At 66.4% G+C, this 26,347-nt stretch carries 22 protein-coding genes and 1 pseudogene; 7 read left to right on the top strand and 16 right to left on the bottom strand.

The window, feature by feature from the left end; translation table 11 throughout:
* Positions 1 to 18 precede the first annotated feature (18 nt).
* The 7 genes from ACYVB7_RS15125 to ACYVB7_RS15095 form a co-directional block, all read right to left on the bottom strand.
* Complete coding sequence (locus ACYVB7_RS15125) at positions 19 to 456, bottom strand: MaoC family dehydratase (protein ID WP_460509203.1); 438 nt, start codon at positions 454 to 456, stop codon at positions 19 to 21.
* A gap of 52 nt (positions 457 to 508) precedes the next feature.
* Positions 509 to 2,083: a 3-hydroxyacyl-CoA dehydrogenase gene (locus tag ACYVB7_RS15120; protein WP_460509200.1), complete on the bottom strand. Its 1,575-nt coding sequence runs from the start codon at positions 2,081 to 2,083 to the stop codon at positions 509 to 511.
* Positions 2,080 to 2,895: a Clp protease/crotonase-like domain-containing protein gene (locus tag ACYVB7_RS15115; protein WP_460509198.1), complete on the bottom strand. Its 816-nt coding sequence runs from the start codon at positions 2,893 to 2,895 to the stop codon at positions 2,080 to 2,082. The genes ACYVB7_RS15120 and ACYVB7_RS15115 overlap by 4 nt, the downstream gene beginning before the upstream one ends.
* Positions 2,895 to 4,232 (bottom strand): benzoyl-CoA 2,3-epoxidase subunit BoxA, encoded by a 1,338-nt coding sequence (gene boxA / locus ACYVB7_RS15110; RefSeq protein WP_460509196.1) that lies wholly within the window; start codon positions 4,230 to 4,232, stop codon positions 2,895 to 2,897. Before boxA ends, ACYVB7_RS15115 begins: the two co-directional genes overlap by 1 nt.
* A gap of 22 nt (positions 4,233 to 4,254) precedes the next feature.
* Positions 4,255 to 5,682: a benzoyl-CoA 2,3-epoxidase subunit BoxB gene (boxB, locus tag ACYVB7_RS15105; RefSeq protein ID WP_460509193.1), complete on the bottom strand. Its 1,428-nt coding sequence runs from the start codon at positions 5,680 to 5,682 to the stop codon at positions 4,255 to 4,257.
* Between the two features lie 64 nt (positions 5,683 to 5,746).
* Positions 5,747 to 7,417: a 2,3-epoxybenzoyl-CoA dihydrolase gene (gene boxC / locus ACYVB7_RS15100; RefSeq protein ID WP_460509190.1), complete on the bottom strand. Its 1,671-nt coding sequence runs from the start codon at positions 7,415 to 7,417 to the stop codon at positions 5,747 to 5,749.
* A gap of 110 nt (positions 7,418 to 7,527) precedes the next feature.
* Positions 7,528 to 8,454: a helix-turn-helix transcriptional regulator gene (locus ACYVB7_RS15095; protein ID WP_460509188.1), complete on the bottom strand. Its 927-nt coding sequence runs from the start codon at positions 8,452 to 8,454 to the stop codon at positions 7,528 to 7,530.
* Between the two features lie 90 nt (positions 8,455 to 8,544).
* On the opposite strand from ACYVB7_RS15095, the gene ACYVB7_RS15090 reads away from it, so the two are divergent.
* From ACYVB7_RS15090 to ACYVB7_RS15060, 7 genes are all read left to right on the top strand, one after another.
* Positions 8,545 to 9,012 carry a 4-hydroxylaminobenzoate lyase gene (locus ACYVB7_RS15090; RefSeq protein WP_460509324.1) on the top strand — a complete coding sequence of 156 codons (468 nt, stop codon included), beginning with the start codon at positions 8,545 to 8,547 and terminating at the stop codon, positions 9,010 to 9,012.
* A 66-nt stretch (positions 9,013 to 9,078) separates the two neighbouring features.
* Entirely contained in the window at positions 9,079 to 10,635 is a 1,557-nt protein-coding gene (locus ACYVB7_RS15085) for an aldehyde dehydrogenase family protein (protein ID WP_460509186.1), read from the top strand.
* Positions 10,636 to 10,714: 79 nt separating this feature from the next.
* Positions 10,715 to 12,298 (top strand): acyl-CoA synthetase family protein, encoded by a 1,584-nt coding sequence (locus ACYVB7_RS15080; RefSeq protein WP_460509184.1) that lies wholly within the window; start codon positions 10,715 to 10,717, stop codon positions 12,296 to 12,298.
* A 39-nt stretch (positions 12,299 to 12,337) separates the two neighbouring features.
* Positions 12,338 to 13,198, top strand: a complete 861-nt coding sequence (locus tag ACYVB7_RS15075) for an alpha/beta fold hydrolase (protein WP_460509182.1) — start codon at positions 12,338 to 12,340, stop codon at positions 13,196 to 13,198.
* A 72-nt stretch (positions 13,199 to 13,270) separates the two neighbouring features.
* A complete protein-coding gene (locus tag ACYVB7_RS15070) occupies positions 13,271 to 14,557 on the top strand; it encodes an AAA family ATPase (protein WP_460509180.1) in 1,287 nt (428 codons plus the stop codon).
* Positions 14,554 to 15,090: a hypothetical protein gene (locus ACYVB7_RS15065; protein ID WP_460509179.1), complete on the top strand. Its 537-nt coding sequence runs from the start codon at positions 14,554 to 14,556 to the stop codon at positions 15,088 to 15,090. Before ACYVB7_RS15070 ends, ACYVB7_RS15065 begins: the two co-directional genes overlap by 4 nt.
* Before the next feature lie 11 nt (positions 15,091 to 15,101).
* Entirely contained in the window at positions 15,102 to 15,797 is a 696-nt protein-coding gene (locus tag ACYVB7_RS15060) for an RNA ligase family protein (protein ID WP_460509177.1), read from the top strand.
* Positions 15,798 to 15,815: 18 nt separating this feature from the next.
* Here the strand turns inward: ACYVB7_RS15060 and ACYVB7_RS15055 are convergent, their stop codons facing one another.
* The 9 genes and pseudogenes from ACYVB7_RS15055 to ACYVB7_RS15015 form a co-directional block, all read right to left on the bottom strand.
* Positions 15,816 to 16,370 (bottom strand): MarR family winged helix-turn-helix transcriptional regulator, encoded by a 555-nt coding sequence (locus tag ACYVB7_RS15055; protein ID WP_460509175.1) that lies wholly within the window; start codon positions 16,368 to 16,370, stop codon positions 15,816 to 15,818.
* Positions 16,371 to 16,445: 75 nt separating this feature from the next.
* A complete protein-coding gene (gene boxB, locus ACYVB7_RS15050; protein WP_460509322.1) occupies positions 16,446 to 17,882 on the bottom strand; it encodes a benzoyl-CoA 2,3-epoxidase subunit BoxB in 1,437 nt (478 codons plus the stop codon).
* A 247-nt stretch (positions 17,883 to 18,129) separates the two neighbouring features.
* On the bottom strand, positions 18,130 to 19,911 hold the full coding sequence (locus tag ACYVB7_RS15045; RefSeq protein ID WP_460509173.1) for an acyl-CoA dehydrogenase family protein: 1,782 nt from the start codon (positions 19,909 to 19,911) through the stop codon (positions 18,130 to 18,132).
* A 582-nt stretch (positions 19,912 to 20,493) separates the two neighbouring features.
* A pseudogene (locus tag ACYVB7_RS15040) lies at positions 20,494 to 21,009 on the bottom strand (ABC transporter ATP-binding protein); the annotation flags it as partial.
* A 13-nt stretch (positions 21,010 to 21,022) separates the two neighbouring features.
* On the bottom strand, positions 21,023 to 22,807 hold the full coding sequence (locus ACYVB7_RS15035) for a branched-chain amino acid ABC transporter ATP-binding protein/permease (RefSeq protein WP_460509171.1): 1,785 nt from the start codon (positions 22,805 to 22,807) through the stop codon (positions 21,023 to 21,025).
* 1 nt (position 22,808) lies between these two features.
* Complete coding sequence (locus tag ACYVB7_RS15030) at positions 22,809 to 23,849, bottom strand: branched-chain amino acid ABC transporter permease (protein ID WP_460509169.1); 1,041 nt, start codon at positions 23,847 to 23,849, stop codon at positions 22,809 to 22,811.
* Positions 23,850 to 23,872: 23 nt separating this feature from the next.
* The gene (locus tag ACYVB7_RS15025; RefSeq protein WP_460509167.1) at positions 23,873 to 25,006 is read right to left on the bottom strand and encodes an ABC transporter substrate-binding protein; all 1,134 of its coding nucleotides are present in this window, start codon (positions 25,004 to 25,006) and stop codon (positions 23,873 to 23,875) included.
* 61 nt (positions 25,007 to 25,067) lie between these two features.
* Entirely contained in the window at positions 25,068 to 25,487 is a 420-nt protein-coding gene (locus tag ACYVB7_RS15020) for an acyl-CoA thioesterase (RefSeq protein ID WP_460509164.1), read from the bottom strand.
* 38 nt (positions 25,488 to 25,525) lie between these two features.
* Positions 25,526 to 26,311, bottom strand: a complete 786-nt coding sequence (locus tag ACYVB7_RS15015) for a Rossmann-fold NAD(P)-binding domain-containing protein (protein ID WP_460509162.1) — start codon at positions 26,309 to 26,311, stop codon at positions 25,526 to 25,528.
* Positions 26,312 to 26,347: the final 36 nt, after the last annotated feature.

Genomic DNA, 26,347 nt, shown 5'->3' with positions numbered 1-26,347 from the left:
GGGGGCTACCGGGCAAATTCAGGCTGGCAGCTTGAACAGGCTGGTGGCTTCCAGGTCCAGCACCTGGGTGTCGGCCTGGTTGAACAGCTGCCAGCGCCAGCGCAGGATGCCCAGCGTGGGCTGGCGGGCCGAGCGGCGGGTGTCCAGCACGGTGGCTTTCAGCCGCAGTGCGTCGCCCGCACGCACGGGGTGCGTCCATTTCACGTAGGCCAGGCCGGGCGAGGCGAAGGACTCGGAGCCCTCCAGCGCCGCCTGCACCGCCAGCTTCATGGCGATGCCGCAGGTCTGCCAGCCGCTGGCGATCAGGCCGCCGTGGGGGCCTTGGGCGGCGGCTTCGGGGTCGGTGTGGAACCACTGCGGGTCCCAGTCGCGGGCAAAGGCCAGCAGCTCGGGTTCGGTCAGCACATACGGCCCGGCTTCGATGACCTGGCCTGCGGCAAATTCTTCAAATTTCATAGCTGCTTGCGCTTTTAAATAAAGCGGTAGATGCCAAAAAAGCTTGCAAAAATCACACCACCGCACGCCAGCGCAGCCCCGGGCTGACGCGGTAGCGTTCGCCGCGGTGGTGGGCGTCCAGCGCGTCCAGCAGGCGCACCACCGCGCCCGCGTCCCACGCGGCCAGCCACTCGAACGGCCCGGCGGGGTAGTTCACGCCCAGCTTCATGGCGGTGTCGGCCCCGGCCTCGGTGCACACGCCTTGGTGCACGGCGTCGGCGGCTTCGTTGATCAGCATGGCCACGGTGCGGGCCACCGGCAACGCAGCCACCTCGGCGGTGGCCGACAGCGCCACCGGGTTGCAGCCCAGGGCTCGCAGCACCTGCAGGGCCAGCGCCTGAGCCGGGGCCGAGGCCCGGCGCGAGGCGGCGCAGGCCAGCACCGCCCCGGGGGCCTTGGCCCACAGCGGCAGGTCGAACACCACGGTGTTGGCATGCGGATGCAGGGTGGCCGGGCGGCCATCGGTCATGCACAGGCGCAGGCTGCCGTGCGGGCCGATCAGGTCCAACCCCACCCCGTTGGCCGACGGGTCGCGGCTGATGGCCAGGCCGGGCTGACCGCTTTCGCCCCGCGTGGCCAGGGCCGCGTCCAGCCGGGCGGCCAACCACTCGGCCACCGGCCCCTGCCCGGCCAGCACGACCTGGGCCACGGTGGCGGTGTCGGGCCACGGTGCGGGCTGGAATGCGGGCAGCGCGTCCGCCGGGTTGGGTGCCCCGGGGCCGTGGCGGTAAAAGCCCTGCCCACTCTTGCGGCCCAGCAGGCCGCCGTCCACCAGCTCGCGCTGCACCAGCGAGGGCACAAAACGCTTGTCGAAGAAGTTGGCCTCGTACACCGATTGGGTGACCGAGAAGTTGGTGTCGTGCCCGATCAGGTCCATCAGCTCGCACGGCCCCATGCGAAAACCCGCGGCGCGCAGGCAGGCGTCCAGCACGGCGGGCGGGGCCGCCTGCTCTTGCAGCAGCGCCAGGGTTTCGGCGTAGTAGGGGCGCGCAATGCGGTTGACGATGAAGCCCGGCGTGGACCGGGCGTGCACCGGCGTCTTGCCCCACAGCGTGGACAGCTCGAAGATGGCCTGGGCCACCTCGGGCGCGGTTTGCAGGCCCGACACCACCTCCACCAGCTTCATCAGCGGCACGGGGTTGAAGAAGTGCATGCCCACCAGCCGCTGCGGTCGCGCCAGGCCGTTGGCGATGGCGGTGACCGAAATGGACGAGGTGTTGGTGGCCAGCACGCAGTCGGGCGACACCAGGGCCTCCAGCTCGCGGAACAGGCCGCGCTTGGCGTCCAGCTGTTCCACGATGGCCTCGACCACCAGCCCGATGGGCCACAGGGCGGTGGCCTGGCTCAGGGTGTCCACCGGGGTGATGCGCGCCAGCGCATCCGCCGCGGCGTCAGCCCCCAACTTGCCCTTGGCCACCAAGCCGTTGAGCGTGGTGTGCAGCTGGGCCTTGGCCTGGGCGGCGGCGCCCGGGCGGGCGTCGAACAGGCACACGGGGTGCTTGGCCTGGGCAGCCACCTGGGCAATGCCCGCGCCCATGATGCCGGCGCCCACCACGAGCACCGGGGTGTGTTGCAAAGAGGCGGTCATGCGTTGGGCGTCCAGGGGGCAGGCCGTTTGGCCAGGAAGGCGGCAAAACCCTCGCGGGCCTCGTCGGTGCCGCGCACGCGGGCAATGGTGCGGGCGGTGAGGTCGCGCACGTCGGGCGTGACGGGCCCCACGGCCAGTTGGGCAAACAGGCGCTTGATTTCCACCTGAGCCTGCGGGCCGCAGGCCAGCAGTTCGGCCACCACGGTGTCCACCGCGGCATCCAGCTCGGTCAACTCGGGCAGATCGGGGGAAGTGGGCACCACCTGCTGCACCAGCCCCATGGCCAGCGCCTCGGCGGTGCCCACGCGGGTGGCGGTGAGGGCCAGGCGCAGGGCCTGGCGCTTGCCCACGGCGTTGACCACGTAAGGCCCAATGACCGAGGGCAGGATGCCGAACCGGGCCTCGCTGACGGAAAAGCTGGCGTTGTCGGCCGCCACGGCGATGTCACACGCCACCGTCAGGCCCACGCCACCGCCCAGCGCAGCGCCCTGCACCCGGGCCACGGTGGGCTTGGGGCATTGGGCAATGCGCGACAACATGCCCGCGAACTTGCGGGCGTCGGCCTCGTTCCACTCGCGGTCGGCCTGCGAGGCGCGCTGCATCCACTGCAAATCGGCCCCGGCGCTGAAGTGTTTGCCCGCCCCGGCCAGCACGATGACGCGCACCGCGGCATCGGCCTCCAGCGAGGCAAAGGCCAGGTCCAGCTCGGCGATCATGGCCTCGTCAAAGGCGTTGAACACCGCCGGGCGGTTCATGGTGATTTGCGCCACGCCGGGGGCGCGGGCGGTGAGGGTGAGGGTGGAGTACAGCATCAATAGGTTTCCAGGTGCAGCCGTCCCTCGCGCTTGAGGGCCGCGCCCACGGTGTCCCAGTCCAGCCCGGCCTGGGTGGCAATGTCGCGCAGGGCCAGCACCACGCCTTCTTCCATGGCCTTCAAGCCGCAGACGTAGAAGCAGGCGTTGGGGTCGGCCAGCAGCGCGGCCAGGTCGGCAGCGCGTTCGCGCAGGGCGTCCTGCACATACCGCTTGGGTTTGCCCGCCTCGCGCGAGAAGGCAAAGTTGATGTCGATGAAGTCCTTGGGCAGGTTCTGCAGCGGGCCGAAGTACGGCAACTCTGCCGGGGTGCGGGCCCCGAAGAACAGCATGAGCTTGCCGGACTCGGGGCCACACGCCGCGGCGCTTCGGTCGGCGCTTTGCAGCGCCTTTTGGCGCAAGCGCCGCCGCCACTCGGTCATGGCGCGCATGGGGGCGCTGCCGGTGCCGGTGCAGATCATCACGATGTGGCTCTTGGGGTGGTTGGGCATCAGGAAGCTGGCGCCGAACGGGCCGATCACCTGCACCTTGTCACCCACCTTGAGGTCACACATGTAGTTGCTGGCCACGCCGCGCACCGGCTGGCCCTGGTGGTCTTCCAGCACACGCTTGATGGTGAGCGACAGGTTGTTGTGCCCCGGGCGCTCGCCGTTGCGCGGGCTGGCAATGGAGTATTGCCGCGCATGGTGGGGCTTGCCGCTGGCGTCCACCCCGGGCGGGATGATGCCGATGCTCTGCCCCTCCAGCACGGGAAACGGCATGGCCCCGAAATCCAGCACGACGTGGTGGGTGTCGTAGTCCATGCCCGCCTGTTTGCCCACCTCGGTCACGCGCAGGTTGCCGACCACCGTGGCCTCGACCGTCTTCTGGGCGGCCTTGGGGCCGTACAGGTTGGTGTAGGCGTGGGCAGCCGACCACGGCGGCACCGTGGCCCCGTACTGCGCGCTGTTGAAGGGGGCCTCAGCCCCGGCATCCATGCCGGTTGCCGGTGCAGCCACGGCCTGTTCGGTCGCGGCCTCCGGGGCGTCGGCTGCAGCAGCGCCCAGCGCGGCCAGTTCAGCGGCAGACAACTCCGGCGGCAGCACGTCCCAGCCCAGCTGTTCGTCCAGCGTGTAGGCGCGGGCCTTGGGCACGCGGCGGTAGTTGTCGATGCTGCCCGTCGGACACGGCGAGATGCAGTCGTTGCACCAGTTGCATTTGTCCACATCCACCACGTAGTTGCGCGAATCGTGGGTGATGGCCCCCACCGGGCAGATGGATTCGCAGGTGTTGCAGCGGATGCAGATTTCGGGGTCGATCAGGTGTTGCTTGACGACCTGGGCTTCGCTCATGTCCATGGCGGTTCCTGTGGAGGCGGAATCAGTTGAAGCGCACGTACTCGAACTCGACCGGCTGGCGGTTGATGCCCAGCACCGGCGGCGCGATCCAGTTGGCGAATTTGCCGGGCTCGACCACGCGGCCCATGAGGCTGGCCACAAAGGCGCGGTCGGCCTCGGAGGGCAGCCACTGGTCGCGGTGGGCGTTCCACTCGGCCTCGCTCACCACGCGGCCATCGGGCGACACCTTCACGCCCTTCAGGCTGCCGATGTTGCGGTGGAAGGCCTTGTGCGGCACGCTCAGGCGGAAGGGGATGCCCGCCTTCTCGATGATCTTGTTCCAGCGCTCCACGCCGCCAATGCTGTCCTTGATGTAGTCGTCGCGCAGCACCTCGTTCAGGGCGTTGAGCATGGGCACTTCCTTCTCGCCCAGCTGGCCGTTCTTCACCTCCAGCACGCGGTAGCTCTGGCCGCGCAGCTGGTGGTCGTCGGTGCGCTTGCCTTCTTCGAAACGGCCCTTGAGGCCGGTGCTGTAGAAGGTGGCGGCATTGGACGATTCATCGGCCCCGAACAGGTCGATGGTGACGCTGAAGTGGAAGTTCAGGTAACGCTGCAGGGTGGGCAGGTCGATCACCCCGGCGGCACGCAGCTTGGCGGGGTCGTCGGTTTTCAGCTCGTTCATCACCTGGCAGGTTCGGTTGATGACGCGGCCCACGCCCGACTCGCCCACGAACATGTGGTGCGCCTCTTCGGTCAGCATGAACTTGGTGGTGCGGGCCAGGGGGTCGAAGCTGCTCTCGGCCAGTGCGCACAGCTGGAACTTGCCGTCGCGGTCGGTGAAGTAGGTGAACATGAAGAAACTCAGCCAGTCGGGCGTTTCTTCGTTGAAGGCTTCGAGGATGCGGGGGTTGTCGGTCTGGCCGCTGCGGCGCTCCAGCAGGGCTTCGCCTTCTTCGCGTCCGTCCTTGCCGAAGTACTTGTGCAGCAGGTAGACCATGGCCCACAGGTGGCGGCCTTCTTCCACGTTCACCTGGAACAGGTTGCGCAGGTCGTACTGGCTGGGGCAGGTCAGGCCCAGGTGGCGCTGCTGCTCCACGCTGGCGGGCTCGGTGTCTCCCTGGGTGACGATGATGCGGCGCAGGTTGGCGCGGTATTCGCCGGGCACGTCTTGCCAGGCGTCTTCACCCTTGTGGTCACCGAAGTGGATCTTGCGGTCCTTCTCGGCGGGGTTGAGGAAGATGCCCCAACGGTAGTCGGGCATCTTCACGTGGCCGAACTGGGCCCAGCCTTGCGGGTCCACGCTGACGGCGGTGCGCAGGTACACGTCGAAGTGGTGGCTGCCGTTGGGCCCCATGTCCTGCCACCAGTCCAGGTAGTTGGGCTGCCACTGCTCCAGGGCGCGCTTCAGGGTGCGGTCTTCGGCCAGGTTGACGTTGTTGGGGATTTTTTCGCTGTAGTCGATGGTGGACATGCTGCGTCTCCGGGGTGTTGGTTTGCTATTAAATGTGTAGCTGCTTGCGCTTGTTCTGAAAGCGTCAGACCCGATTCCAGTCGAAAGCGGCCTTGTCGCCCTTGCCGTAGACCTTGAGCGCCCCCTTCTCGCCCACGGCGTTGGGGCGCTGGAAGATCCAGTTCTGCCAGGCGGTCAGGCGGCCAAACACGCGGGTCACCATGTTTTCCTGGCCGTTGAAACGCAGGTTGGCTTCCATGCCGGTCAGGGCGTCGGGGCTCATGGCCACACGTTCTTCGATGGCGATGCGCACTTCGTCGTCCCAGTCGATGTCGTCGGGGTTGCTGGTGACCAGGCCCAGTTCAAAGGCGGCGTCGGCGTCCAGCGGCTGGCCGACCTTGGTGCGCACGGCGTCCATGGCCGGGGCTTCGTTGTAGAAGCGGCGCTGCAGGCGGCTTTCGTCGGTGGCCATGGGGTAGACACCGAAATTGAGTTCACCCACGGTGATCTTGGGGGCGTTGGCTTCGTCGTCGGGCAGGGCCAGGTGGTAGATGCGGTCGCAGGCCAGGGCCAGCTCCAGGAAGCTGCCGGCAAAGCAGGAACCGGCTTCCACCAGTGCGAACAGGCTGCGGCTGCTCACGTCCAGGCGGCTGAAGGTGCGGCGCAGCAGGCCGATGGTTTCACGCACGAACCAGTGGTTCTGGTGGGCGGCCAGCACGGCGTCCATGGCCAGCACGGCGGCGGTGTCGCCCTGGGTCTTGATCAGCCACATGCCAATGTCCAGCTCGTTGGTGCGCATGTGCAGGATGGCGTCTTCCAGCTCGCGGGCCAGCACCAGGGGGTACCAGTCGGCGCCCGCGGCTTCGATGCCGGCCACATCGGTGGGCTGCGCCCCGGTGGGCGCCTTCACCGTGAAGGTGGCGGTGCGCTTGGCGCGGTCGATCTCCACCGTGACGTTGCCGTAACGCACGGCGTCGGCTTCGATGCTGCGGTTCAGGGGCTTCAGCTCCACACCCTTGGCGTTGGCGGGACGGTCGCTCTGCGCGGCCAGTTCCAGCGCACGCTGCTGCACCTTGGCGGCAAATTCGGCGGGCTTGGCGATGTCGTCCACCAGACGCCATTCCTTGGCCCTCTTGCCGCGCACGCCTTCGTTGGTGGTGCAGAAGATGTCAGCCAGGTCGTGGCGCACCTTGCGCTTGTCGGTCACGCGGGTCAGGCCGCCGGTGCCGGGCAGCACGCCCAGCAGTGGCACCTCGGGCAGGCTGACGGCGCTGGAGCGGTCGTCCACCAGAATGATTTCGTCACAGGCCAGGGCCAGCTCGTAACCGCCGCCTGCACAGGCGCCGTTGACGGCGGCCAGGAACTTCAGGCCGCTGTGCCGGGAGCTGTCTTCCAGGCCGTTGCGGGTTTCGTTGGTGAACTTGCAGAAGTTCACCTTCCAGGCGTGGCTGGACACGCCCAGCATGAAGATGTTGGCGCCGGAGCAGAACACGCGGTCCTTCAGGCTGGTGACCACCACGGTGCGCACCTCGGGGTGTTCGAAACGGATGCGGTTGATGGCGTCGTTCAACTCCACGTCCACACCCAGGTCGTAGCTGTTGAGCTTGAGTTTGTAGCCGGGGCGCAGGCCGGCGTTTTCGTCAAAGTCGGCCCCCAGGGTGGCCACAGGGCCGTTGAAGCTCAGCTTCCAGTGGCGGTATTGCGACGGATGGGTCTGGTAGTTGACGGGGGCAGGGGCGTTGGCGGCGGGGGTCATGGGGTCTCCTGAAAGAAAGTGCAGGATGCTGCTTCCTGTTGAAATGCATCATATTGCATGCATTCCAATGCAGTCAAGCAATTTTCTGCATCTTTCAAAGCCCCCTGCACTCACACGGACAAACCCAGGGCCTGACGCACCACCCCCCGCAGCTTCACAAAGGTGTCGGCCAGCGCCTGGTCGCTGGTGTTGATGCGGAACTGCGCCTTGGAATAGAAGGCCGAGCGCCCGGCCAGGATGGTCTTGAGGTCTTCCATGGCCTCGGCGCTGGCGGCCATGGGGCGCAAATCGCCCTGGGCGCGCACGCGGTTCATGTGGTCTTCGGGGTCGGCCTGCAGCCACACCGTGGTGCAATGCGCCAGCAGCAGGTTGAAGGTGGCCGCGTCCGACACCAGCCCGCCCGGGGTGGCCAGCACCGCCTCGGGGTAGATCTGGATGGCCTCTTCCACCGCCCGGCGCTCGTAGCGGCGGTAGGCGTTTTGCCCATACAGGGCCTGGATTTCCGACACGCTGCACCCGGCAAATTTTTCGATCTCGCGGCTCAACTCTACAAAGGGGTAACCCAGGTCGTCGGCCAGCATTTGCCCCAGGGTGGACTTGCCCGCCCCCCGCAAGCCAATGAGGGCTATGCAGTTGCTTTTGCCCGGCTGCGGCCCACCCGACGCCCCCAGCAACTCCGACACCGCCACCCGCACGCGGCGCAGCGTGGCCTCGTCGCGGTGCTCCAGCAGTTCGCGCAGCAGCAGCCACTCGGGCGATCGCGTGGTGACGTCGCCCAGCAGCTCGGCCAGCGAACTTTGCAGGGCCTGCGCCACCTGCAACAACAGCAGGATGGACACGTTGCCCTCGCCATATTCCAGGTTGGCCAGGTGCCGCTCGGACACCTCGGCCGCCTGGGCCACGGCCTTGCGGGTCATGCCCCGGCGCGCCCGCAAGGCACGCACCCGCTCTCCCAACGCCGACAGGAAGGGGTTCTTCCCTTCCTCCAGACCGCTCCCAGCGGCCAATGCTGACTCATGCAATATATTGCTTGACATAGATCTATTTTTCGTTACGCTTCATCCATGCACGATATTTCATATCGCATCCAAAATCAAGGGTGCTGAGGAGACCGCGTGACCCCATCCATCACCCCCGACGTGTTCAAGGCCCACCTCAAGGCCGTCACCACCCAGCTGGCCGGACGCCCCGTGGACACCTTGCTGGGCCACTGGCTCAACACCCACCTGGGCCCCGACAGCGCCACCTTCCGCGACCTGATGGCCTGCTGCCAGGCCGGTGTCGAACAGGGCTGGCTGTGCCAGCGGGAGGGAGGTGGCATCCGCCATGGCCGCATTTTCAAGCCCGACGACGGGCTGGACGGTTTTTCGGTGGACGTGGTGGACATGTGCAACATCGCCGGCCCGCACCACGTGCACCCCACGGGCGAGATCGACCTGATCATGCCGCTGGACCCCACCGCCCAGTTCGACGCCCACGGCGCAGGCTGGTGGGTGTACCCGCCCGGCAGTGCCCACCCGCCCACCGTGAGCCAGGGCCGCGCCCTGGTGCTGTACCTGCTGCCGCAAGGGCGCATTGAGTTCACCAAGAATTGATCAAGAAATTGGCACCCAGCGCTTGATTCACCAGCGCAAGCAGCTACACCTTTTGAAAGAGACACCATGAGCACTCCCCTGTTGGATAACTTTGTCGCCGGTCGCTGGCAAGCGGGCACGGGCGCGGGCACCCCGTTGTTCGACCCCGTGCTGGGCGACGAACTGGTGCGCGTGGACGCCACCGGGCTGGACCTGCCCGAGGCCTTCCGCTTTGCCCGCGAAGAAGGGGGCCGCGCCCTGCGTGCCCTCACCTACGCCCAGCGCGGTGCGCTGCTGTCGCAAACGGTCAAGGTGCTGCAATCCCACCGCGAGGCGTATGAGGCCATTTCCGTGGCCAACAGCGGCACGGTGAAGGCCGACACCTCGGTGGACGTGGACGGCGGCATCTACACCCTGGGGGTGTATGCCAAGCTGGGCAGCGAGCTGGGCGAACGCAAGTTCCTGACCGACGGCGACCTGGCCCGCCTGGGCAAGGACCCGCTGTTCCAAAGCCGCCATGTGCTCACCCCCACCCGGGGCGTGGCGCTGTTCATCAACGCCTTCAACTTCCCGTCGTGGGGGCTGTGGGAAAAGGCAGCGCCTGCGCTGCTGTCGGGCGTGCCCGTCATCGTCAAACCCGCCACCGCCACGGCCTGGCTCACCCAGCGCATGGTGCAGGACGTGGTGAACACCAACATCCTGCCCGCGGGGGCCTTGTCGGTCATCTGCGGCAGCTCGGCGGGTTTGATGGACCAGCTGCAGCCGTTTGACGTGGTGTCCTTCACCGGCTCGGCGGACACCGCCGCCGTCATCCGCAGCCACCCCGCCGTGGCCCAGCGTTCGGTGCGCGTCAACATCGAGGCCGACAGCGTCAATTCCGCCCTGCTGCTGCCCGATTCATCGCCTGAAGCGGTGGACCTGCTGGTGAAAGAAGTGGCCCGGGAAATGACGGTGAAATCGGGCCAGAAGTGCACCGCCATCCGCCGCGTGCTCGTTCCCCAGGCGCAGTACGAGGCCGTGGCCCAGGCCATCAGCGCCCGCCTGGCCAAAACCACGGCGGGCAACCCGCGCACGGAAGGAGTGCGCATGGGCTCGCTGGTGAGCCGCGCCCAGTTCAACGCCATCCAGGCGGGGCTGGAACAACTCAAACGCCACACCACGGTGCTGCACGACGGGTCCAAGGCCACCCTGGTGGACGTGGACCCGGCCAAAGCCTGCGTCATCGCGCCCACGCTGCTGGGCACCACAGACCCCGATGGCTCAACACAAGTCCACGACGTGGAGGTGTTCGGCCCCGTGGCCACGCTCATGCCCTACCGCACCGATGGGCGAGACCTGGAGCACGCCTACGCCCTGATCCGCCGCGGCCAGGGCTCGCTGGTGGCGTCCCTGTATGGGCACGACGCCACCGCCCTGTCTGCCGCCGCGCTGGAACTGGCCGACAGCCATGGCCGCGTGCACGTCATCAGCCCCGACGTGGCCGCACTGCACACCGGCCACGGCAACGTCATGCCGCAGTCGCTGCACGGCGGGCCGGGCCGCGCCGGGGGCGGGGAAGAGCTGGGCGGCGCACGCGCACTCAACTTCTACCACCGCCGCAGCGCCATCCAAGCCAGCACCGCGGTGCTGGACCACCTGGCCTGACATTCACAACAAAAAAGTGCTCTGGCGCTTTATGAACAAGCGAAAGCAGCAACCAAAACAATAGCAAACGGAGACAACCATGACCCTGCCTGACGACATCCTGCCCCCCGGCGACCACTTCAACTTCGCCGCGCACCTGCTGGACCTGAACGCCACCCGGGCGGGCAAGGCCGCCTTCATCGACGACCACGGCACCCTGAGCTACGGCGGCCTGTCGCAACGGGTGCGCCAGCTGGCCACCGGCCTGCAAAGCCTGGGCCTGCGGCGCGAGGAACGGGTGCTGCTGCTCATGCTGGACGGCAACGACTGGCCGGTGAGCTTTTTGGGGGCGATGTACGCGGGCCTGGTGCCGGTGGCCGTCAACACCCTGCTGACCGCCGACGACTACGCCTACATGCTGGAACACTCGCGGGCGCAGGCCGTGCTGGTGTCGGGCGCGTTGCTGCCCACCCTCACCGCCGCGCTGGTGAAAAGCGACCACGAGGTGAAAAAGGTCATCGTCTCCCACCCCGTGGCCCCGCTGCACCCGTCCGAGGTGGCGTTTGACACCTTTGTGTCGGCCCACCCCGCCGCCGCACGACCCGCGCCCACCAGCGCCGATGAACCCGGTTTCTGGCTGTACTCGTCCGGCTCCACCGGGCGGCCCAAGGGCACGGTGCATTCACATGGCAACCCCTACTGGACGGCGGAGCTGTACGGCAAGCGCGTGCTCAAGCTGAGTGAAGACGACGTGTGTTTCTCCGCCGCCAAGCTGTTCTTCGCCTACGGCCTGGGCAATGCGCTCAGCTTCCCCCTGAGCGTGGGCGCCACCACCCTGCTGATGGGCGAGCGCCCCACCCCCGAGGCCACCTTCAAGCGTTGGACCGGTGGCGTGGGCGGTCTCAAACCCACGGTGTTCTACGGCGCGCCCACCGGCTTTGCCGGCATGCTGGCCCACCCCGCCCTGCCCGCCCGCACCGATGTGGCGCTGCGCCTGGTGTCGTCCGCGGGCGAGGCGCTGCCCGCCGAGCTGGGCGAGCGCTTCCAGCGCCACTTTGGCGTGGACATCGTGGACGGCATCGGCTCCACCGAAATGCTGCACATCTTCCTGTCCAACCGCCCCGGCCATGTGCGCTACGGCACCACCGGCTGGCCGGTGCCGGGCTACACCATCCAGCTGCGAGGCGACGATGGCGAGCCCGTGCCCGACGGCGAGCCGGGCGACCTGTACATCCAAGGCCCCACGGCGGCCATGATGTACTGGGGCAACCGCGAAAAAACCCGCGACACCTTCCAGGGCGGCTGGACCAAGAGCGGCGACAAGTACATCCGCAACATCGACGGCACCTACACCTACGGCGGGCGCAGCGACGACATGCTGAAGGTCAGCGGCATCTACGTCAGCCCCTTCGAGGTGGAGGCCACGCTGGTGCAGCACCCGGCGGTGCTGGAAGCGGCGGTGATCGGCGTGACCGACGCCGACGGCCTCACCAAGACCAAGGCGTTTGTGGTGCTGAAAAACGGCGACACCGCCACCGAGGCCGAGCTGAAAGCCTTCGTGAAAGACAAGCTGGCCCCCTACAAGTACCCGCGCCAGATCGAGTTTGTGCCCGACCTGCCCAAGACCGCCACCGGCAAGATCCAGCGCTTCAAGCTGCGCGAACGCGAAAACACCGGCGGCTGAATCCGCTCCTGAACCCGCGCCCAACGCCGAGCCAGGCCCATGCACACCACCGCCCACCCTGCCCCCGTGCCCCACCCCGGCGAGACCACGCGCTGCCCCCTCACGTGGCGGGGCCGCGCCATCGAGGTGGAGTGCGCCTGGGTGGGCCGCACCGACGCGGCGGCCCCGTGCCTGGTGTTCCTGCACGAAGGGCTGGGCTCGGTGAGCATGTGGCGCGACTTTCCGCACCAGCTGTGCACCGCGCTGGGCTGGCGCGGGCTGGTGTATTCACGCCCGGGCTACGGCCAGTCCACCCCGCGCCCGGCGCACGAGCATTGGCAGCCCGACTTCATGCACCAGCAGGCGCTGGAGGTGCTGCCCGCGCTGCTGACGGCGCTGGGGCTGGACGACCCCGCCACACCGCCCTGGCTGTTCGGCCACAGCGACGGAGGCAGCATCGCCCTGCTGCATGCGGCGCTGGCCCCCTCGGTGGGGGCCACGCCCCCGGCGGGCATCGTGGTACTGGCCCCGCATGTGATGGTGGAAGACGTGTCCGTCACCAGCATCCAAGCCGCCCGGCAGGCCTACCTGGACACCAGCACGCAACCCACGCTCAAACAACGCCTGGCCCGCCACCACGCGGACCCGGATTCGGCCTTCTGGGGCTGGAACGACGTGTGGCTGTCGCCCGCCTTCCGACGCTGGGACATCCGCCCGGTGCTGAGCCGCATCACCTGCCCGGTGCTGGCCATCCAGGGGCTGGACGACGAATACGGCACCCTGACCCAGATCCGCGACATCCAGCAACACGCCCCGCAAACCCGATTGCGTGAACTGCCCGACTGCGGCCATTCCCCGCACAAGGATCAGGCCGAGGCGGTGGTGCGGGCGGTGCGGGCTTGGGTGGGGGAGGTGCGGTGAGGGGGTGCAATCATGCCGCATCACCGGACAGTGATGCGGCATGATTGCATCTTCCCTCGGAGAATATGACCCATGTTCAATCAACTGCGCCTGACCAATTTCAAGGCCTGGAAAAACACCGGCCCCATCGCACTGAAGCCCGTAACGATGCTGCTGGGCACGAACTCATCCGGCAAGTCAACACTGATTCAAAGCCTGCTGCTGCTCAAGCAGACCGTCCAATCGCCTGACCGCACCGTGCACCTGAACCTGGGGGGAGACGAGGTCAACGATTTGTTCAACTTCGGCGGTTTTGAAAACGTACTGAACCAAGCGGCGCAGAGCCCTCGGCAGTTTTCCATTGGCTTCGATTTTCAGCGAGACGGCAGCACCCGAGTCAGCGAAGGGCAATTTGACTGCACCTATGGACAAACGTCCTCGGGCAGTGTCGCGATCCAGGCACTGGAACTCAGGACTGCCGCCCGCAGTTTCCGCGCCATACGTCGAGACAAGGGTGCCTTTTCCATCCTGGTCGATGACGACGCCCAACCTCGCTTCAAAGGCCGCAACTACACACCCGAACGCTCCATCGCTTTTTCCGCAGATGCCATCGCAGACCTGGCCCAGGACGGCCCCTTGGTCGAAGACCTCAGTTTGGCCATCCGTCGGGAGCTGGAGTCCATCATTTACCTCGGGCCGCTGCGGCGCAAACCTGAAAGAGACTACCCTTGGAACAAAACCAAACCCGGTGACGTGGGCATTGACGGGCGAAGCGCCATTGATGCGCTGCTGGCCAGTGCCCTGCTCAAAGGCGAGGACCAGAACCACATCGTCAATGGTGTCTCGGAATGGCTGAAGCGCATGAAAGTGGCTGACAGCCTGGAAGTTCGCCAGCAAGGGCGATCCAACCGATACGAGCTCATCATTCACCGTGATGGCGTTGCCTGCAATCTGAGAGACGTGGGCATTGGCGTGTCGCAAGTGTTGCCCGTCTTGGTGGTTGCTCACTTTGCCCCTGCCGGCAGCACCATCATCCTGGAAGAGCCAGAAATCCACCTTCATCCGCTGGCCCAATCCGTTTTGGCCGAGATGTTTGTTTCGGTCAGTCGGCAACGCAAGGTTCAGTTCATCGTCGAAACGCACTCTGAGCATCTGTTCCGCCGCATGCAAACGCTGATGGCCAAACAAAAGGTCAACCCCGATGGCGTGGGCATGTACTTCGTCGAACGCAGCCGCCAAGCAGCCAAACTCCGAGCGTTGGAGTTGGATGAATATGGCCGAGTGAAAAACTGGCCCCCCGAGTTCTTTGGTGACGCGCTGGGTGAAACCCGTGAGCAAGCTCGCCTGATGTTCGAACGCCAACAGGCAGCCAAGTCATGAAGCCCCGTTACGTGGTGGACACCAACGTGTTGATCGCCGCCAGTGCCGCCGATCCGCAACATCCCAAAGACATGGATGCCACACCAACGGACCCCGCCGAACGCTTGAAGGTATGGGCTTGGCTGGATGAATTCCAGCAAAGTGATTCGCGCTTGGTGCTGGACGAAGCCCGCAAGATCTACGACGAGTACCTGAACAAACTGGGTTTCGGTGATTTCGGCATCCAGGTGGTCATGCACAAATGGAGCACTGCCGCGGTGGATGACGTTTCCGTGGATTACGACGAGCATGGGAATGGCGTGCTGCCCCCAGTGCTGTCTCCGGTGATTCACGACAAGGCTGACAAGAAAATGGTGGCCGCAGCCTTGGCCTCTCACAAACGGTTCGGGGAAGGATGCATTGCATTTGCTGGCGACACAGATTGGCATGACTGGGAGAAGGCTCTCGCCAAACACCGTGTCGTGCTGGAACCCATCATCGAGACATGGTCGCGCCAAAAACATGCGGAAAAACACGCCAAGAAGAAGCGCTGACCACCAACACCATGGACAATTTCTTCCGCTTCCCCCACACCCCACACCTCACGTGGCTGGGGTCTGGCGAGCCTCGTGACGACAAGGTGCTGCGTCCGGACGAAGTGCAAGCCCTGTTGGCGCATGCCGTGGTGGTGGAAGAAAAACTGGATGGAGCCAACCTGGGATTTTCGCTGGCACCGGATGGTCATGTGAGGGCGCAAAACCGCGGGCAGTATCTGGCGTCACCCCACACGGGCCAATTTGCCCGACTCCCCGCATGGCTGGCCATGCACGGCGACGCGCTGCGCCAGGCGTTGACGCCCGACACCATCTTGTTTGGTGAATGGTGCGCAGCCCGCCATTCCCTTGACTACGGCACCCTGCCCGACTGGTGGATGTTGTTTGACGTGTACGACTGCACGCAGGGGCGGTTCTGGAGCACCGTCCGGCGCAACGCTTTGGCACACGATGCAGGGCTGATGACCGTCCCTCAAGTCACCTGCGGAACTTTCACCCTGAGGGACTTGAAGCATCTGGTGGCCAGCACCCCCAGCCACTACCGACAAGGCCCACTGGAAGGCGTGGTGGTCCGCCGTGAGTCGGCGCAGTGGTGCGAAGCGCGTGCCAAGCTGGTCCGCGGGGATTTCACCCAGGCCATCGACACCCACTGGCGCAACCGCGCCATACAGTGGAACCGGGTGCAATGGCCCGAATTGGCCCCCTGACCGTTCCAGCCGCCGCTTTCACCCCCGGCGTGAAGGCTGATACACCTTGCGCAGCAGCTGCATCAACGTTTCGCGCTGTTTGTCGGTGAGGTTGGCGGTCACGTCGCGCTCCAGGGCGTGGGCTTCCTGCTCGGCCTCGGCCATCATGGCTTCGCCCTGGGCGCTGAGGTAGAGGGCCACGGCGCGACCGTCGTGCGGGTGGGGGCGGCGCACGATGAGGGCGCGTTTTTCAAACTGGTTGAGCAGCGTGACCAGGTTGGGCGGCAGCAGGCCCAGGCTGGCGCACAGCTGGCGCGAGGTCACGCCCGGGTTGTGGCGGATGACCGACAACACCGAAAAGTCCACCGGCCTCACGCCGTAGGGGGCCATGCGCTCCAGGAAGGTGCTGATGACCGCCAACGCCGCCCGCCGGGCGTTGTAGCCCACCAGGGATTGCAGGTAATCGGTGTTGATCGCAGTGGGCGGCCCGCAGGGGGCGCAGGTGTCGGGCGTGAGGCCCTCGCCCAGGTCGGTGGCCAGGGCGTCGTCGGTCGGGGAAAGGGAATGAGATGCGGTTTTGCGGGGGCGGGCCATGGGTGCTGCAACAAAAAGCGCGTGTGACGCGGTTTTGCCAGACCGACCCCGCCCCTTCGCATTGCGCCGGGAACGTCAGTCGATCTTGACGTATTCGTAGTCGATGGGTTGCTGGTTGATGCCCATGCGGGGCGGGGCAATCCAGGAAGCGTACTCTCCGGGTTGGTGGCTGGGTTTCATCAGCGAGTGGATGAAGCGGTTGTCGTCGTCGTTGGGCAGCCAGTCTTTCACACCGGCTTGCCATTGGGCGTCGGTGAGCAACTGGCCGTCGGGGTGGATGCGGTGGCCGCCAAACTCGCCGATTCTGCGGTTGAAGCCCTTGTGGGGCTGCTTCATGCGGAACTGAATGCCTGCTTTTTCGATGATTTTGTTCCACCGGTCGATGCCGCCCTGGCAGTCGGCGATGTAGTCGTCCAGCAGGCGGCCGTTGATGGCGCGCAGTGCGGGCACGTCTTCGTCCACCAACTGGCCTTCCACCACGCGGGTCACCTTGTAGGTGGCATCGGCCAGCACATGGTCGTCGCCCTTGAGGTGGGCTTCGTTGAAGCGGCCTTTCAGACCGGCGCTGAAGGCTTCGGCCCCGTTGGAGGAGATTTCCGAACCGAACAGGTCGCGGGTGACCGACATGTGGAAGTTGGCCTTGCGTTGCAGCAGCGGCAGGTCCACCACGCCCAGTTGGCGGATGGCTTCGGTGTCGTACGGGTCGGTGATGCCGGCCTTGACCATGGCGGCGCAGGTGGCCTCGATGGTGCGGCCCACGCCGGTTTCGCCCACGAACAGGTGGTGGGCTTCCTCGGTCAGCATGAAGCGGCAGCTGCGGCTCAGGGGGTCAAAGCCGCTCTCGGCCAGCGCGGCCAGCTGCATCTTGCCGTCGCGGTCGGTGAAGTAGGTGAACATGAAGAAGCTCAGCCAGTCGGGCGTCTTCTCGTTGAAGGCGCCCAGGATGCGCGGGTTGTCCTGCTGGCCGCTGCGGCGCTCCAGCAGGGCCTGGGCTTCCTCGCGGCCATCCTTGCCAAAGTACTTGACCAGCAGGTAGACCATGGCCCACAGGTGGCGGCCTTCTTCCACGTTCACCTGGAACAGGTTGCGCATGTCGTACAGGCTGGGGGCGGTGGCACCCAGCTGGCGCTGCTGCTCCACGCTGGCGGGCTCGGTGTCGCCCTGCACCACGATCAGGCGCTTGAGCAGGGCGCGGTACTCACCGGGCACCTCCTGCCAGGCAGGTTCGCCCTTGTGTTTGCCATGGGGAATGGTGCGCCCCTCCACCTTGGGCGCCAGCAGGATGCCCCAGCGGTATTCGGGCATCTTCACGTAGCCGAACTTGGCCCACCCGGCGGGGTCCACGCCCACCGCGGTGCGCAGGTACACGTCGGACTCCTGGAAGCCCTCGGGGCCCATGTCCTTCCACCAGTCGATGTAGTTGGGGTGCCAGCTCTCCAGCGCCTTGAGCAACTGGCGGTCGGACGACAGGTCCACGTTGTTGGGAATGGCGTCGTCGTAGCTGACCTCCACAAAACGATCGCTGTCGATGGATTCTTTGGCTTCAACCAGGGTGTCGTCCAGGCTCATGGTGTCTCCAGTGCAAGGGGGGTGCGGATGCGGGAATTGATGAACTATTGTTCTATAGACCCATCAATTAAACGCATTATGTTGCTCTGTTTTGCCGGTGAATTTGATCTGAATCAAGTCAAAACCGGAAACACTTCACACAACCCCTTCCAAATAATGCACTTTAATGCCTGTCACTGGTTGTCACGGCTCAGGCAAGCACGCGGCCCAGGTGCAGGTCAAATTCGTCCAGCACCCAGCGCGACAGCGCTGCCCGGGGGGCCTGCCAGCGGGCCGCGTCGGCCCCAGCGGTGCGGGCAATGCGCACCCAGGCCCAGGCCAGCAGCACGCGGGCCAGGCAGGGCAGGAAGTCGTCGGCCACCCAGTACACCTGCTCGGGCTGCGCGGCGTGGCGGGCCAGCACGGTGGCGGTGGCCTCGCGCAAGCGGGCCATGAGCGCCAAGGCACGGTCGGCCAAGGGGGCGGCCACGGGGTCAACCTGTGGGCCGGATGCCGTGCCTGCGCCTGTCGTCAGGTCGGCGGCCAGGTCGTCCAGCAGGGCGTACAGCGCCTGCCCTTGGTCGCCCACCACCTTGCGCACCAGCAGGTCGATGCCCTGAATCTCGTTGGTGCCCTCGTAAATCATGGCAATGCGGGCGTCGCGCAGCACCTGTTCAATGCCCCATTCGCGCACATAGCCGTGGCCACCGAACACCTGCAGGCAGTCGCTGCCGCCGTGGAAGGCCTGGTGCGTGAACGCGGCCTTGAGCACCGGGGTGACCAGCGCACACCAGCGCTGGGCGCGGGCCTGGCGGGCGGGATCGGGGTGGTGGCGGGCCACGTCCAGCTCCAGCGCCGTCTGGTAGGCGATGACACGGCCACCGTCCACCCAGGCGCGCTGGGTGTCCAGGATGCGGCGCACCGCGGGGTGGTGCACGATGAGGTCGGCGGCCTGCCCGGCGGAATCGGCGGGGCGCGACCCATCGGCAGAGGGTGCGCGCATCTGCCGCCGCTCCTTGGCATAGGCATCGGCCATTTGCCAGGCGGCCTCCAGCAGCCCCACGCCTTGCAGGCCCACGTGCAGGCGGGCGGCGTTCATCATCACGAACATGGCCCCCAGGCCCTTGCCGGGTTCGCCCACCAGCCAGCCGCTCGCATTTTCGAAGCGCATGACGCAGGTGGGGCTGGCGTGAATGCCCATTTTTTCTTCAATCCGCTCACACACCACGGCGTTGCGGCTGCCGTCGGGCAGCCACTTGGGGGCCAGGAACAGGCTCAGGCCCTTGGGGCCGGGCGGGGCCTCAATGCCGGGTCCATGCAAGCGGGCCAGCACCAGGTGAACGATGTTGTCGGTCAGGTCGTGTTCACCGCCGGAAATGAAGATCTTGGTGCCTTCGAGCTGGAACACCTCGCCCAGCGCGGTCAGGCTGGCAGGTGCCTGGGGCGCGGGAACGGCCTTGGTGCGCACCAGGCCCAGGTCGGAGCCCGCGTGGGCTTCGGTCAGGCACATGGTGGCCAGCCACTCGCCCGTGGCCACCTTGCCCAGGTAGGCGTCTTTCAGCGGGGGGCTGGCGTGGTGTTTGATGCACTCGTAGGCCCCGTGCAGCAGGCCGGGGGCCATGGTCCAGCCGTGGTTGGCGGCGCTGAGCATTTCGTACAGCACCTGGTTGAGCACCTCGGGCAGGGCCTGGCCGCCGTCTTCCTCGGCACACGACAGGCTGGCCCAGCCGCTTTGCCAGAAGTCCTGATACGCCTCCTTGGAGCCTGGCGGGGTGGTGACGGTGCCCTGCTCAAAGTGGCAACCGATTTCGTCACCCTCGCGCCGCAGCGGGGCCACCTTGTCGGCGACGAAGCGGGCGGCCTCTTCCAGCACCTGCTGCATCAGGTCGGCGTCGGTGTGGGCATGGGGGGCCAGAGCACTCAGCTGCCCGGCGGCGTCCAGCACGTTGAACAGGACGAAGCGGATGTCGTCGGTCTGGGGTTGGTGGACCATGATTACTCCTTTTTTGATAGCTGCTTGCGCTTTCAGAAAAAGCGCCAGGTGGCTTTTTTCCTTGAAACCCTGCACACCCCCACGGGACTGGCGAGCGAAGCGGGGGCCACGGGCGGGGCGCTCATTGCGGGCGCAGCGAGACGCACAGCCTGCGGGTTGGCGCACCCCGTGCGCCTCGTCCTCTGACTGGCTGCGGTTGTCTGAACGGAACGTTGCGCCGCAACGTGCAGTGAGTTCCGCAGCCCAACCCGCAGGCGAGCATCGCAGCGGTCAGCGCACGCCATGAGCGCACCGCCCGTGGCCCCCGCTTCGCTCGCCCGCCACCCAAGGACATGGCAGGCCCAAACCTCAAGCCGCCTTCTTGGCCGCGCCCAGGTAGGTGTCGATCACACGCGAATCGTTGGCCAGCTCGGCCGCCGGGCCGTGCAAGGCGATGGTGCCCATCTCCAGCACGTAGCCGTGGTCGGCCACGCCCAGGGCGGCGCGGGCGTTCTGCTCCACCAGCAGGATGGTCACGCCGGTGCTGCGCAGCTCGTCCACCGCGTTCAGGATTTCCTTGACGATCAGCGGGGCCAGGCCCAGGCTGGGTTCGTCCAGCATCAGCAGCTCGGGGCCGGACATCAGCGCGCGGCCCACGGCCAGCATCTGGCGTTCGCCGCCCGACAGCGTGCCCGCGGCCTGGGTGCGCCGCTCCTTCAGGCGCGGAAAGCGCTGGTACACGGCGTCGAGCTGGTCTTCCCAGCGCGGGTTGCGCAGGCGCAGCTGGCGGTAGCCGCCCAGCACCAGGTTGTCTTCCACCGGCATGGAGCCAAACAGCTCGCGCTTTTCGGGCACCAGGGCCATGCCCAGCATCACGCGGTCTTCCAGGCTCAGGCGGCTGATGTCCTCGCCCTTGAAGAACACCTGGCCCTTGGCGGGCAACACGCCCATGAGCGCGTTGAGCAGGGTGGACTTGCCCGCCCCGTTGGGGCCGATGACGGTGATGACGCTGCGGGCATCGGCCTTCAGGCTGAGGCCGTGCAGCACCTCGGCGCGGCCATAACCGGCCTTGAGGTCGTTGACTTCGAGGAGGGGGGTGCCGTTGTTTGGGGTGTTCATGGGGACCTCGGGTTCAATGCTCGGTGCCCAGGTAGGCGGCACGGACTTTTTCGCTGGCCTGGACTTCGGCGGGCGTGCCCTCCATGAGGTGGGTGCCGAACTCCATGACCACGATGTGGTCGGTCACGTCCATCACCAGGTCCATGTCGTGCTCGACCAGCAGGATGCTCACGCCCTCGCTGCGCAGCTGGCGCAGCACCGCGCCCAGCGCCAGCTTTTCCTTGTGGCGCAGCCCGGCGGCGGGCTCGTCCAGCAGCAGCAGCGCGGGGTCGGAGCACAGGGCGCGGGCGATTTCCATCAAGCGCTGCGGCCCCATGGCCAGGTTGCCGGCCAGGTCGTGCATGTGCTCGGCCATGCCAATGCGCTCCAGCTGGCGGGCGGCTTCCTTGATGAGGCGGTTCTCCTCCTCGCGGTCCAGGCGCAGCATGGCCGACAGCGCCCCCTTGCTGCCGCGCAGGTGGCCGCCCAGGGCCACGTTTTCGAGCACGGTCATGTCGGGGATCATCTTCACGTGCTGGAAGGTGCGCGACATGCCGCGCTCGGCAATCTCGCGCGAGGGCCGCCCGCTGATGACCTCGCCCCGGAACTTGACGGTGCCGGAGGTGAGCCCCAGCACACCGGTGACCAGGTTGAAGGTGGTGGACTTGCCCGCGCCGTTGGGGCCGATCAGGCCCACGATCTGCCCGGCCTTGATCTGGAAGCTGATGTCGTTCACCGCCACCAGGCCGCCAAACTGCTTGCGGATCTTGTTCACGTCCAGCACCACCTCGCCAGGGGTGGGCTTGCTCTTTTCGGGCAGGGGCGCGGCATGGAACCAGGTGTTGCGCCGCTGCGGCGTGGGAAAGTGCCGACCCACCAGGCTCCACAGGCCGTCGGGCAGGTACTTGAGCACCAGCACCAGCACGATGCCGAACACAATCACCTCGTAGCTGCCGCTGGTGCCAATCAGCTTGGGCAGCAGCACCTGCAGCTGGTCTTCCATGATCTTGGTGAACAGCGCCCCGGTGACGGCCCCCCACACATGGCCCACACCACCCAGCACGGCCATGAACAGGTATTCAATGCCGAACTTCAGGCTGAAGGGCGAGGGGTTGACCGTGCGCTGGAAGTGCGCAAACAACCACCCCGACAGGCTGGCGAACAGCGCCGCAATGAGGAAGATGCCCACCTTGTGCTGCAGGGTGTTGACGCCCATGGCCTCGGCCATCTGGCCCGCACCCTTCAAAGCGCGGATGGCCCGGCCCGTGCGCGAATCCAGCAGGTTGAGCAGCGCGTAGGCGCCGAACAGCACCATCAGCCACACCAGCACAAAAAACGGGCGGCCCGAGCCCAGGTCCCAGCCCATCAGGGTGAGGGAGGGCACGCCCAGGATGCCGTCGTACTTGCCCAGGGCGTCGAGGTTGCCCATCAGGTAGTACAGCGACAGGCCCCAGGCGATGGTGGCCAACGGCAGGTAGTGGCCCGACATGCGCAGCGTGAGCCACGCCACCAGCAAGGCGCTGACCGCGGTGATGGCCAGCCCGACCCACACCGTGATCCACGGCGACAGGCCCGCGTTCACGCACAGGTAGGCGCTGGTGTAGGCCCCAATGCCCACAAACGCCGCCTGCCCGAAGGAGGTGAGCCCGCCCACGCCGGTGAGCAGCACCAGGCCCATGGCCACCAGGCTGTACAACCCGATGTAGTTGAGCTGGGTGATCCAGAAATCAGGCAACGGCAGCAGCGCCAGCAGCGGAATGGCCAGCAGCGCGGTGTAGCGCCACAGGTGGTGCGGAAAATGAGGGAATAGTTTTGTCATGTCAGTGGTCCTCCCCGACGTGTTTGTCGGTCAGCGAGCGCCACAGCAAAATGGGCAGGATCAGGGTGAACACAATCACTTCCTTGAACGCGCTGGCCCAGAACGAGCCAAACGCCTCCACCAGCCCCACAAACAGTGCACCCACCAGGGCCACGGGGTAGCTGGACAGCCCCCCCATCACCGCGGCCACAAAGCCCTTGAGGCCCAGCAAAAAGCCCGAGTCGTAGAACACCGTGGTGGTGGGCCCGATCAGCAGGCCCGACAACGCCCCGATGAGCGCGGCCATGGCAAACGTGAGCTGGCCCGCGCCGTGGGTGGAAATGCCCATGAGCCGCGCCCCCAGCCGGTTGATGGCGGTGGCCCGCAGGGCCTTGCCGTACAGCGTGCGCTCGAAGAACAGCCACAGCAGCACGATCAGCGCCACCGTGGTCGCGCCGATGATGATGGCCTGGCCCGCGATGTTGAGCGGCCCCACGGCAAAACGCTCGTCCCAGAACGAGGGGTTGCGAAAGCCCTCGGCCCCGAAGAACAGCAGGCCCAGCCCGGTCATGGCGAAGTGCACGCCCACCGACACGATGAGCAGCACCAGCGAGGAAGCATCGGCCAGCGACTGGTAGGCCACCCGGTACACCAGCGGCCCGAAGGCGGTGACGATGACCAGCGTGAGCGCCGCCTGCACCAGCAGCGGAAACTGCTGCGGCGCGGCCCAGCGGGTCACCAACGCAATGGCCACGGGCAGGGCCGCGGTGCGCACGGCGGCCTTCAGGCCCTCCAGCGGCGAGTGGTGCCGCAGGAAACCCGCCCAGCCGTCCATCAGCGCCGCCACACCCGCCAGGATGAGCAGCAGCCACACGGTGCCGGGCACCTGCCCGGTCTGCAGAATGGCCAGGGTGAGCGCGCCATAGGCGACGAACTCCCCCTGGGGGATGAAGATCACCCGGGTCACGGCAAACACCAGCACGGTGGCCAGACCCAGCAAGGCATACACGGCGCCATTGGTGACGCCGTCCAGCATCAGGATGCTGGCAATCGAAAAGTCCATGGTGTTTGCCCCGGGTGAAAAACTTACTCGACCTTCCAGTCGCCGCCCACCACCTTGAGCATCACACCCGTTTCGTTGGTGTAGCCCCAGTGGTCGTCCTTGGTCCAGTTGAGGACGCCGTGGGCCAGCACGGTGCGGCCCATGGTTTCCATGGCCTCACGCAGCGCGGCGCGGAACTCGGGCGTGCCGGGCTTGCCCTTCTTCAGCGCCACGGGCACCACCTTGTTGAGCACGATGATGGCGTCGTAGGCATGGCCCGCAAACTGGTTGGCGCTGTTGTTGCCGTAGGCCTTTTCGTAGGTGGCCACAAAGTCCTTGGCCACAGGCTTGGAGGGGTGGCTGTCGGGAATGATGTCGCCCACCACCGCCGGGCCGGAGACCACGTAGGTGCCCTCCACGTCCTTGCCGCCAATGCGCATCAGGTCCATGGTGGCGGCGGCGTGGGTCTGGTACACCTTGCCCTTGTAGCCGCGCTCCACCAGGCCCTTTTGCGGCATGGCCGCGCCCGAGCCCGAGGCCACCACCAGCATGGCGTCGGGGTTGGCCGACACCAGCTTGAGGGCCTGGGCCGTCACGCTGGTGTCGCTGCGGGCAAAACGCTCGGTGGCGACGATCTTGATGCCGGCCTTCTCGGCCTCGGGGGTGAAGGACTTCAGCCAGCTCTCGCCATAGGCGTCGGTGTAGCCCAGGAAGCCCACCGATTTCACGCCCTGCTTTTTCATGTGTTCCACGATGGCGTGGGCCATGACGGCGTTGGACTGCGGCATGCGGAAGGTCCAGCCGTCCTTGCCGGGGGGCAGCACGGCGGGCGAGAACGCCAGGTGCGGGGTGCTGGCCTCGGCGGCCACGTCGGCCATGGGGATGGCCACCGGCGTGGCCGCCGAGCCCATGATGATGTCGGCCTTGTCTTCGGTCACGAAGCGTTTGGCGTTCTTCACGCCGTTGGTGGGATCGGTCGCATCGTCCAGCACCACCACCTTGAGCTTTTCACCGGCAATGGCGGTGGGCCACAGCTTGATGTAGTTGTTCATGGGGATGCCCAGGCCGGAGGCGGGTCCGGTCAGCGGCAGGCTCACGCCAATGGTGATGTCGGCCAGCGCCCAGCCCGACAGGCTGAGCAGGGTGGCGGCGGTCAACACGGTTTTCTTGAAAGTCATGGTTTGTCTCCTGGGTGTGGTTGACGGACGGAAAAACGAGCCCGGTCCGGGGGCAAAAGGATCACTGGCACAGGGCCTTGATGTCCTCCGGCACCGGAATGGCCTTGATGCGGTCGGGGTTCTCGGGCGGGTGGATGACAAAGGCGCGGGTTTCCTCGCCCTCGCACAACACCTCGTCACCGCGCTTGACCACATGCTTGTGGATGAACACCTTGTCGCGCCACTCGATGACGCTGGTGTGCACCTGCAGGCGCTCGCCATAGGTGGCGGGGCGCGAGAACTTGACGTGGTTTTCCAGCAGCGGCGTGCCCACGATGCCGCGGGTCTTGATCAGCTCGCGCCAGGGCGGCACGCCGCACTGCACAAAGAAGTTCAGCGAGGAGGCGTCCATCCACTTGTGGAAATTGGGGAAGAAGACGATGCCGGCGGGATCGCAATCGCCGAACATCACTTCCACCTCGTACACAACGGTTTTGCTCATGGGGGGTCTTTCTGCTCCAAGGTCCAGCGGCCAAACACTCAGCGCGGGGCCATGCGCAGGGCACCGTCCAGGCGGATGCATTCGCCGTTGAGGTGCGTGTTGGTGACGGTATGGCAAGCCAGGGCTGCGAACTCATCGGGTTTACCCAGGCGCGGCGGAAACGGGATGCTGGCCGCCAGCGACTGCTGCACCGCTTCGGGCAGGGTTTTCATGAGCGGCGTGGCGAACAGGCCGGGGGCAATGGTGTTGACGCGGATGCCGTGCTGCGCCAGGTCACGCGCCATGGGCAGCGTCATGCTGACCAGCCCGCCCTTGGAGGCGCTGTAGGCCTGCTGGCCCACCTGGCCGTCGAACGCGGCCACCGAGGCGGTGAACAGCATCACGCCACGCTCGCCGTCTTCCATGGGTGCCAACTTGGCGCACTGGGCGGCAAACAGGCGGCTGATGTTGTAGGCCCCGATGAGGTTGACGTTGACCACGCGGGCAAAGTCCTCCAGCGGGGCGGCGTTGCCGTCCTTGCCCACCACCCGTTTGGCGGTGCCAATGCCGGCAATGTTCATGAGGATGCGCACCGGCCCCAGCGCCTCCACGGCCTGGGCCAGCGCGGCGGCGGCGCTGTCGGGGTTGGTGATGTCGCACACACAGGCCACGGCGCAGCCGTCTCCATGTTGTGCGCCGATGTCGGCGGCCACTTTGGCGGCCAGCTCGGCGTTCACGTCGAACACCGCCACCTTGGCCCCCAGGCGGGCCAGTTCGCGGGCGGTGGCCTCGCCCAGGCCCGATGCCCCGCCGGTGACGATGGCGGCTTGTCCTTGAATGTTCATGTTGCGTCTCGAATGCTATGGTTTACGTAGCTGCTT

The organism is Hydrogenophaga soli, from assembly GCF_054777695.1.
The sequence above is the reverse complement of the archived record's forward strand: the minus strand, read 5'-3'. Positions and strand labels throughout refer to the sequence as shown.

Coding starts and splice junctions, on each gene's coding strand:
- ACYVB7_RS15080 (WP_460509184.1), top strand. CDS start 10,715: ATGACCCTGCCTGACGACATCCTGCCCCCCGGCGACCACTTCAACTTC.
- ACYVB7_RS15120 (WP_460509200.1), bottom strand. CDS start 2,083: ATGACCGCCTCTTTGCAACACACCCCGGTGCTCGTGGTGGGCGCCGGC.
- ACYVB7_RS15025 (WP_460509167.1), bottom strand. CDS start 25,006: ATGACTTTCAAGAAAACCGTGTTGACCGCCGCCACCCTGCTCAGCCTG.
- ACYVB7_RS15085 (WP_460509186.1), top strand. CDS start 9,079: ATGAGCACTCCCCTGTTGGATAACTTTGTCGCCGGTCGCTGGCAAGCG.
- ACYVB7_RS15035 (WP_460509171.1), bottom strand. CDS start 22,807: ATGACAAAACTATTCCCTCATTTTCCGCACCACCTGTGGCGCTACACC.
- ACYVB7_RS15020 (WP_460509164.1), bottom strand. CDS start 25,487: ATGAGCAAAACCGTTGTGTACGAGGTGGAAGTGATGTTCGGCGATTGC.
- ACYVB7_RS15125 (WP_460509203.1), bottom strand. CDS start 456: ATGAAATTTGAAGAATTTGCCGCAGGCCAGGTCATCGAAGCCGGGCCG.
- ACYVB7_RS15115 (WP_460509198.1), bottom strand. CDS start 2,895: ATGCTGTACTCCACCCTCACCCTCACCGCCCGCGCCCCCGGCGTGGCG.
- boxC (WP_460509190.1), bottom strand. CDS start 7,417: ATGACCCCCGCCGCCAACGCCCCTGCCCCCGTCAACTACCAGACCCAT.
- ACYVB7_RS15055 (WP_460509175.1), bottom strand. CDS start 16,370: ATGGCCCGCCCCCGCAAAACCGCATCTCATTCCCTTTCCCCGACCGAC.
- ACYVB7_RS15065 (WP_460509179.1), top strand. CDS start 14,554: ATGAAGCCCCGTTACGTGGTGGACACCAACGTGTTGATCGCCGCCAGT.
- ACYVB7_RS15030 (WP_460509169.1), bottom strand. CDS start 23,849: ATGGACTTTTCGATTGCCAGCATCCTGATGCTGGACGGCGTCACCAAT.
- ACYVB7_RS15015 (WP_460509162.1), bottom strand. CDS start 26,311: ATGAACATTCAAGGACAAGCCGCCATCGTCACCGGCGGGGCATCGGGC.
- ACYVB7_RS15070 (WP_460509180.1), top strand. CDS start 13,271: ATGTTCAATCAACTGCGCCTGACCAATTTCAAGGCCTGGAAAAACACC.
- ACYVB7_RS15095 (WP_460509188.1), bottom strand. CDS start 8,454: ATGTCAAGCAATATATTGCATGAGTCAGCATTGGCCGCTGGGAGCGGT.
- ACYVB7_RS15045 (WP_460509173.1), bottom strand. CDS start 19,911: ATGGTCCACCAACCCCAGACCGACGACATCCGCTTCGTCCTGTTCAAC.
- ACYVB7_RS15060 (WP_460509177.1), top strand. CDS start 15,102: ATGGACAATTTCTTCCGCTTCCCCCACACCCCACACCTCACGTGGCTG.
- ACYVB7_RS15075 (WP_460509182.1), top strand. CDS start 12,338: ATGCACACCACCGCCCACCCTGCCCCCGTGCCCCACCCCGGCGAGACC.
- boxA (WP_460509196.1), bottom strand. CDS start 4,232: ATGGACATGAGCGAAGCCCAGGTCGTCAAGCAACACCTGATCGACCCC.
- boxB (WP_460509193.1), bottom strand. CDS start 5,682: ATGTCCACCATCGACTACAGCGAAAAAATCCCCAACAACGTCAACCTG.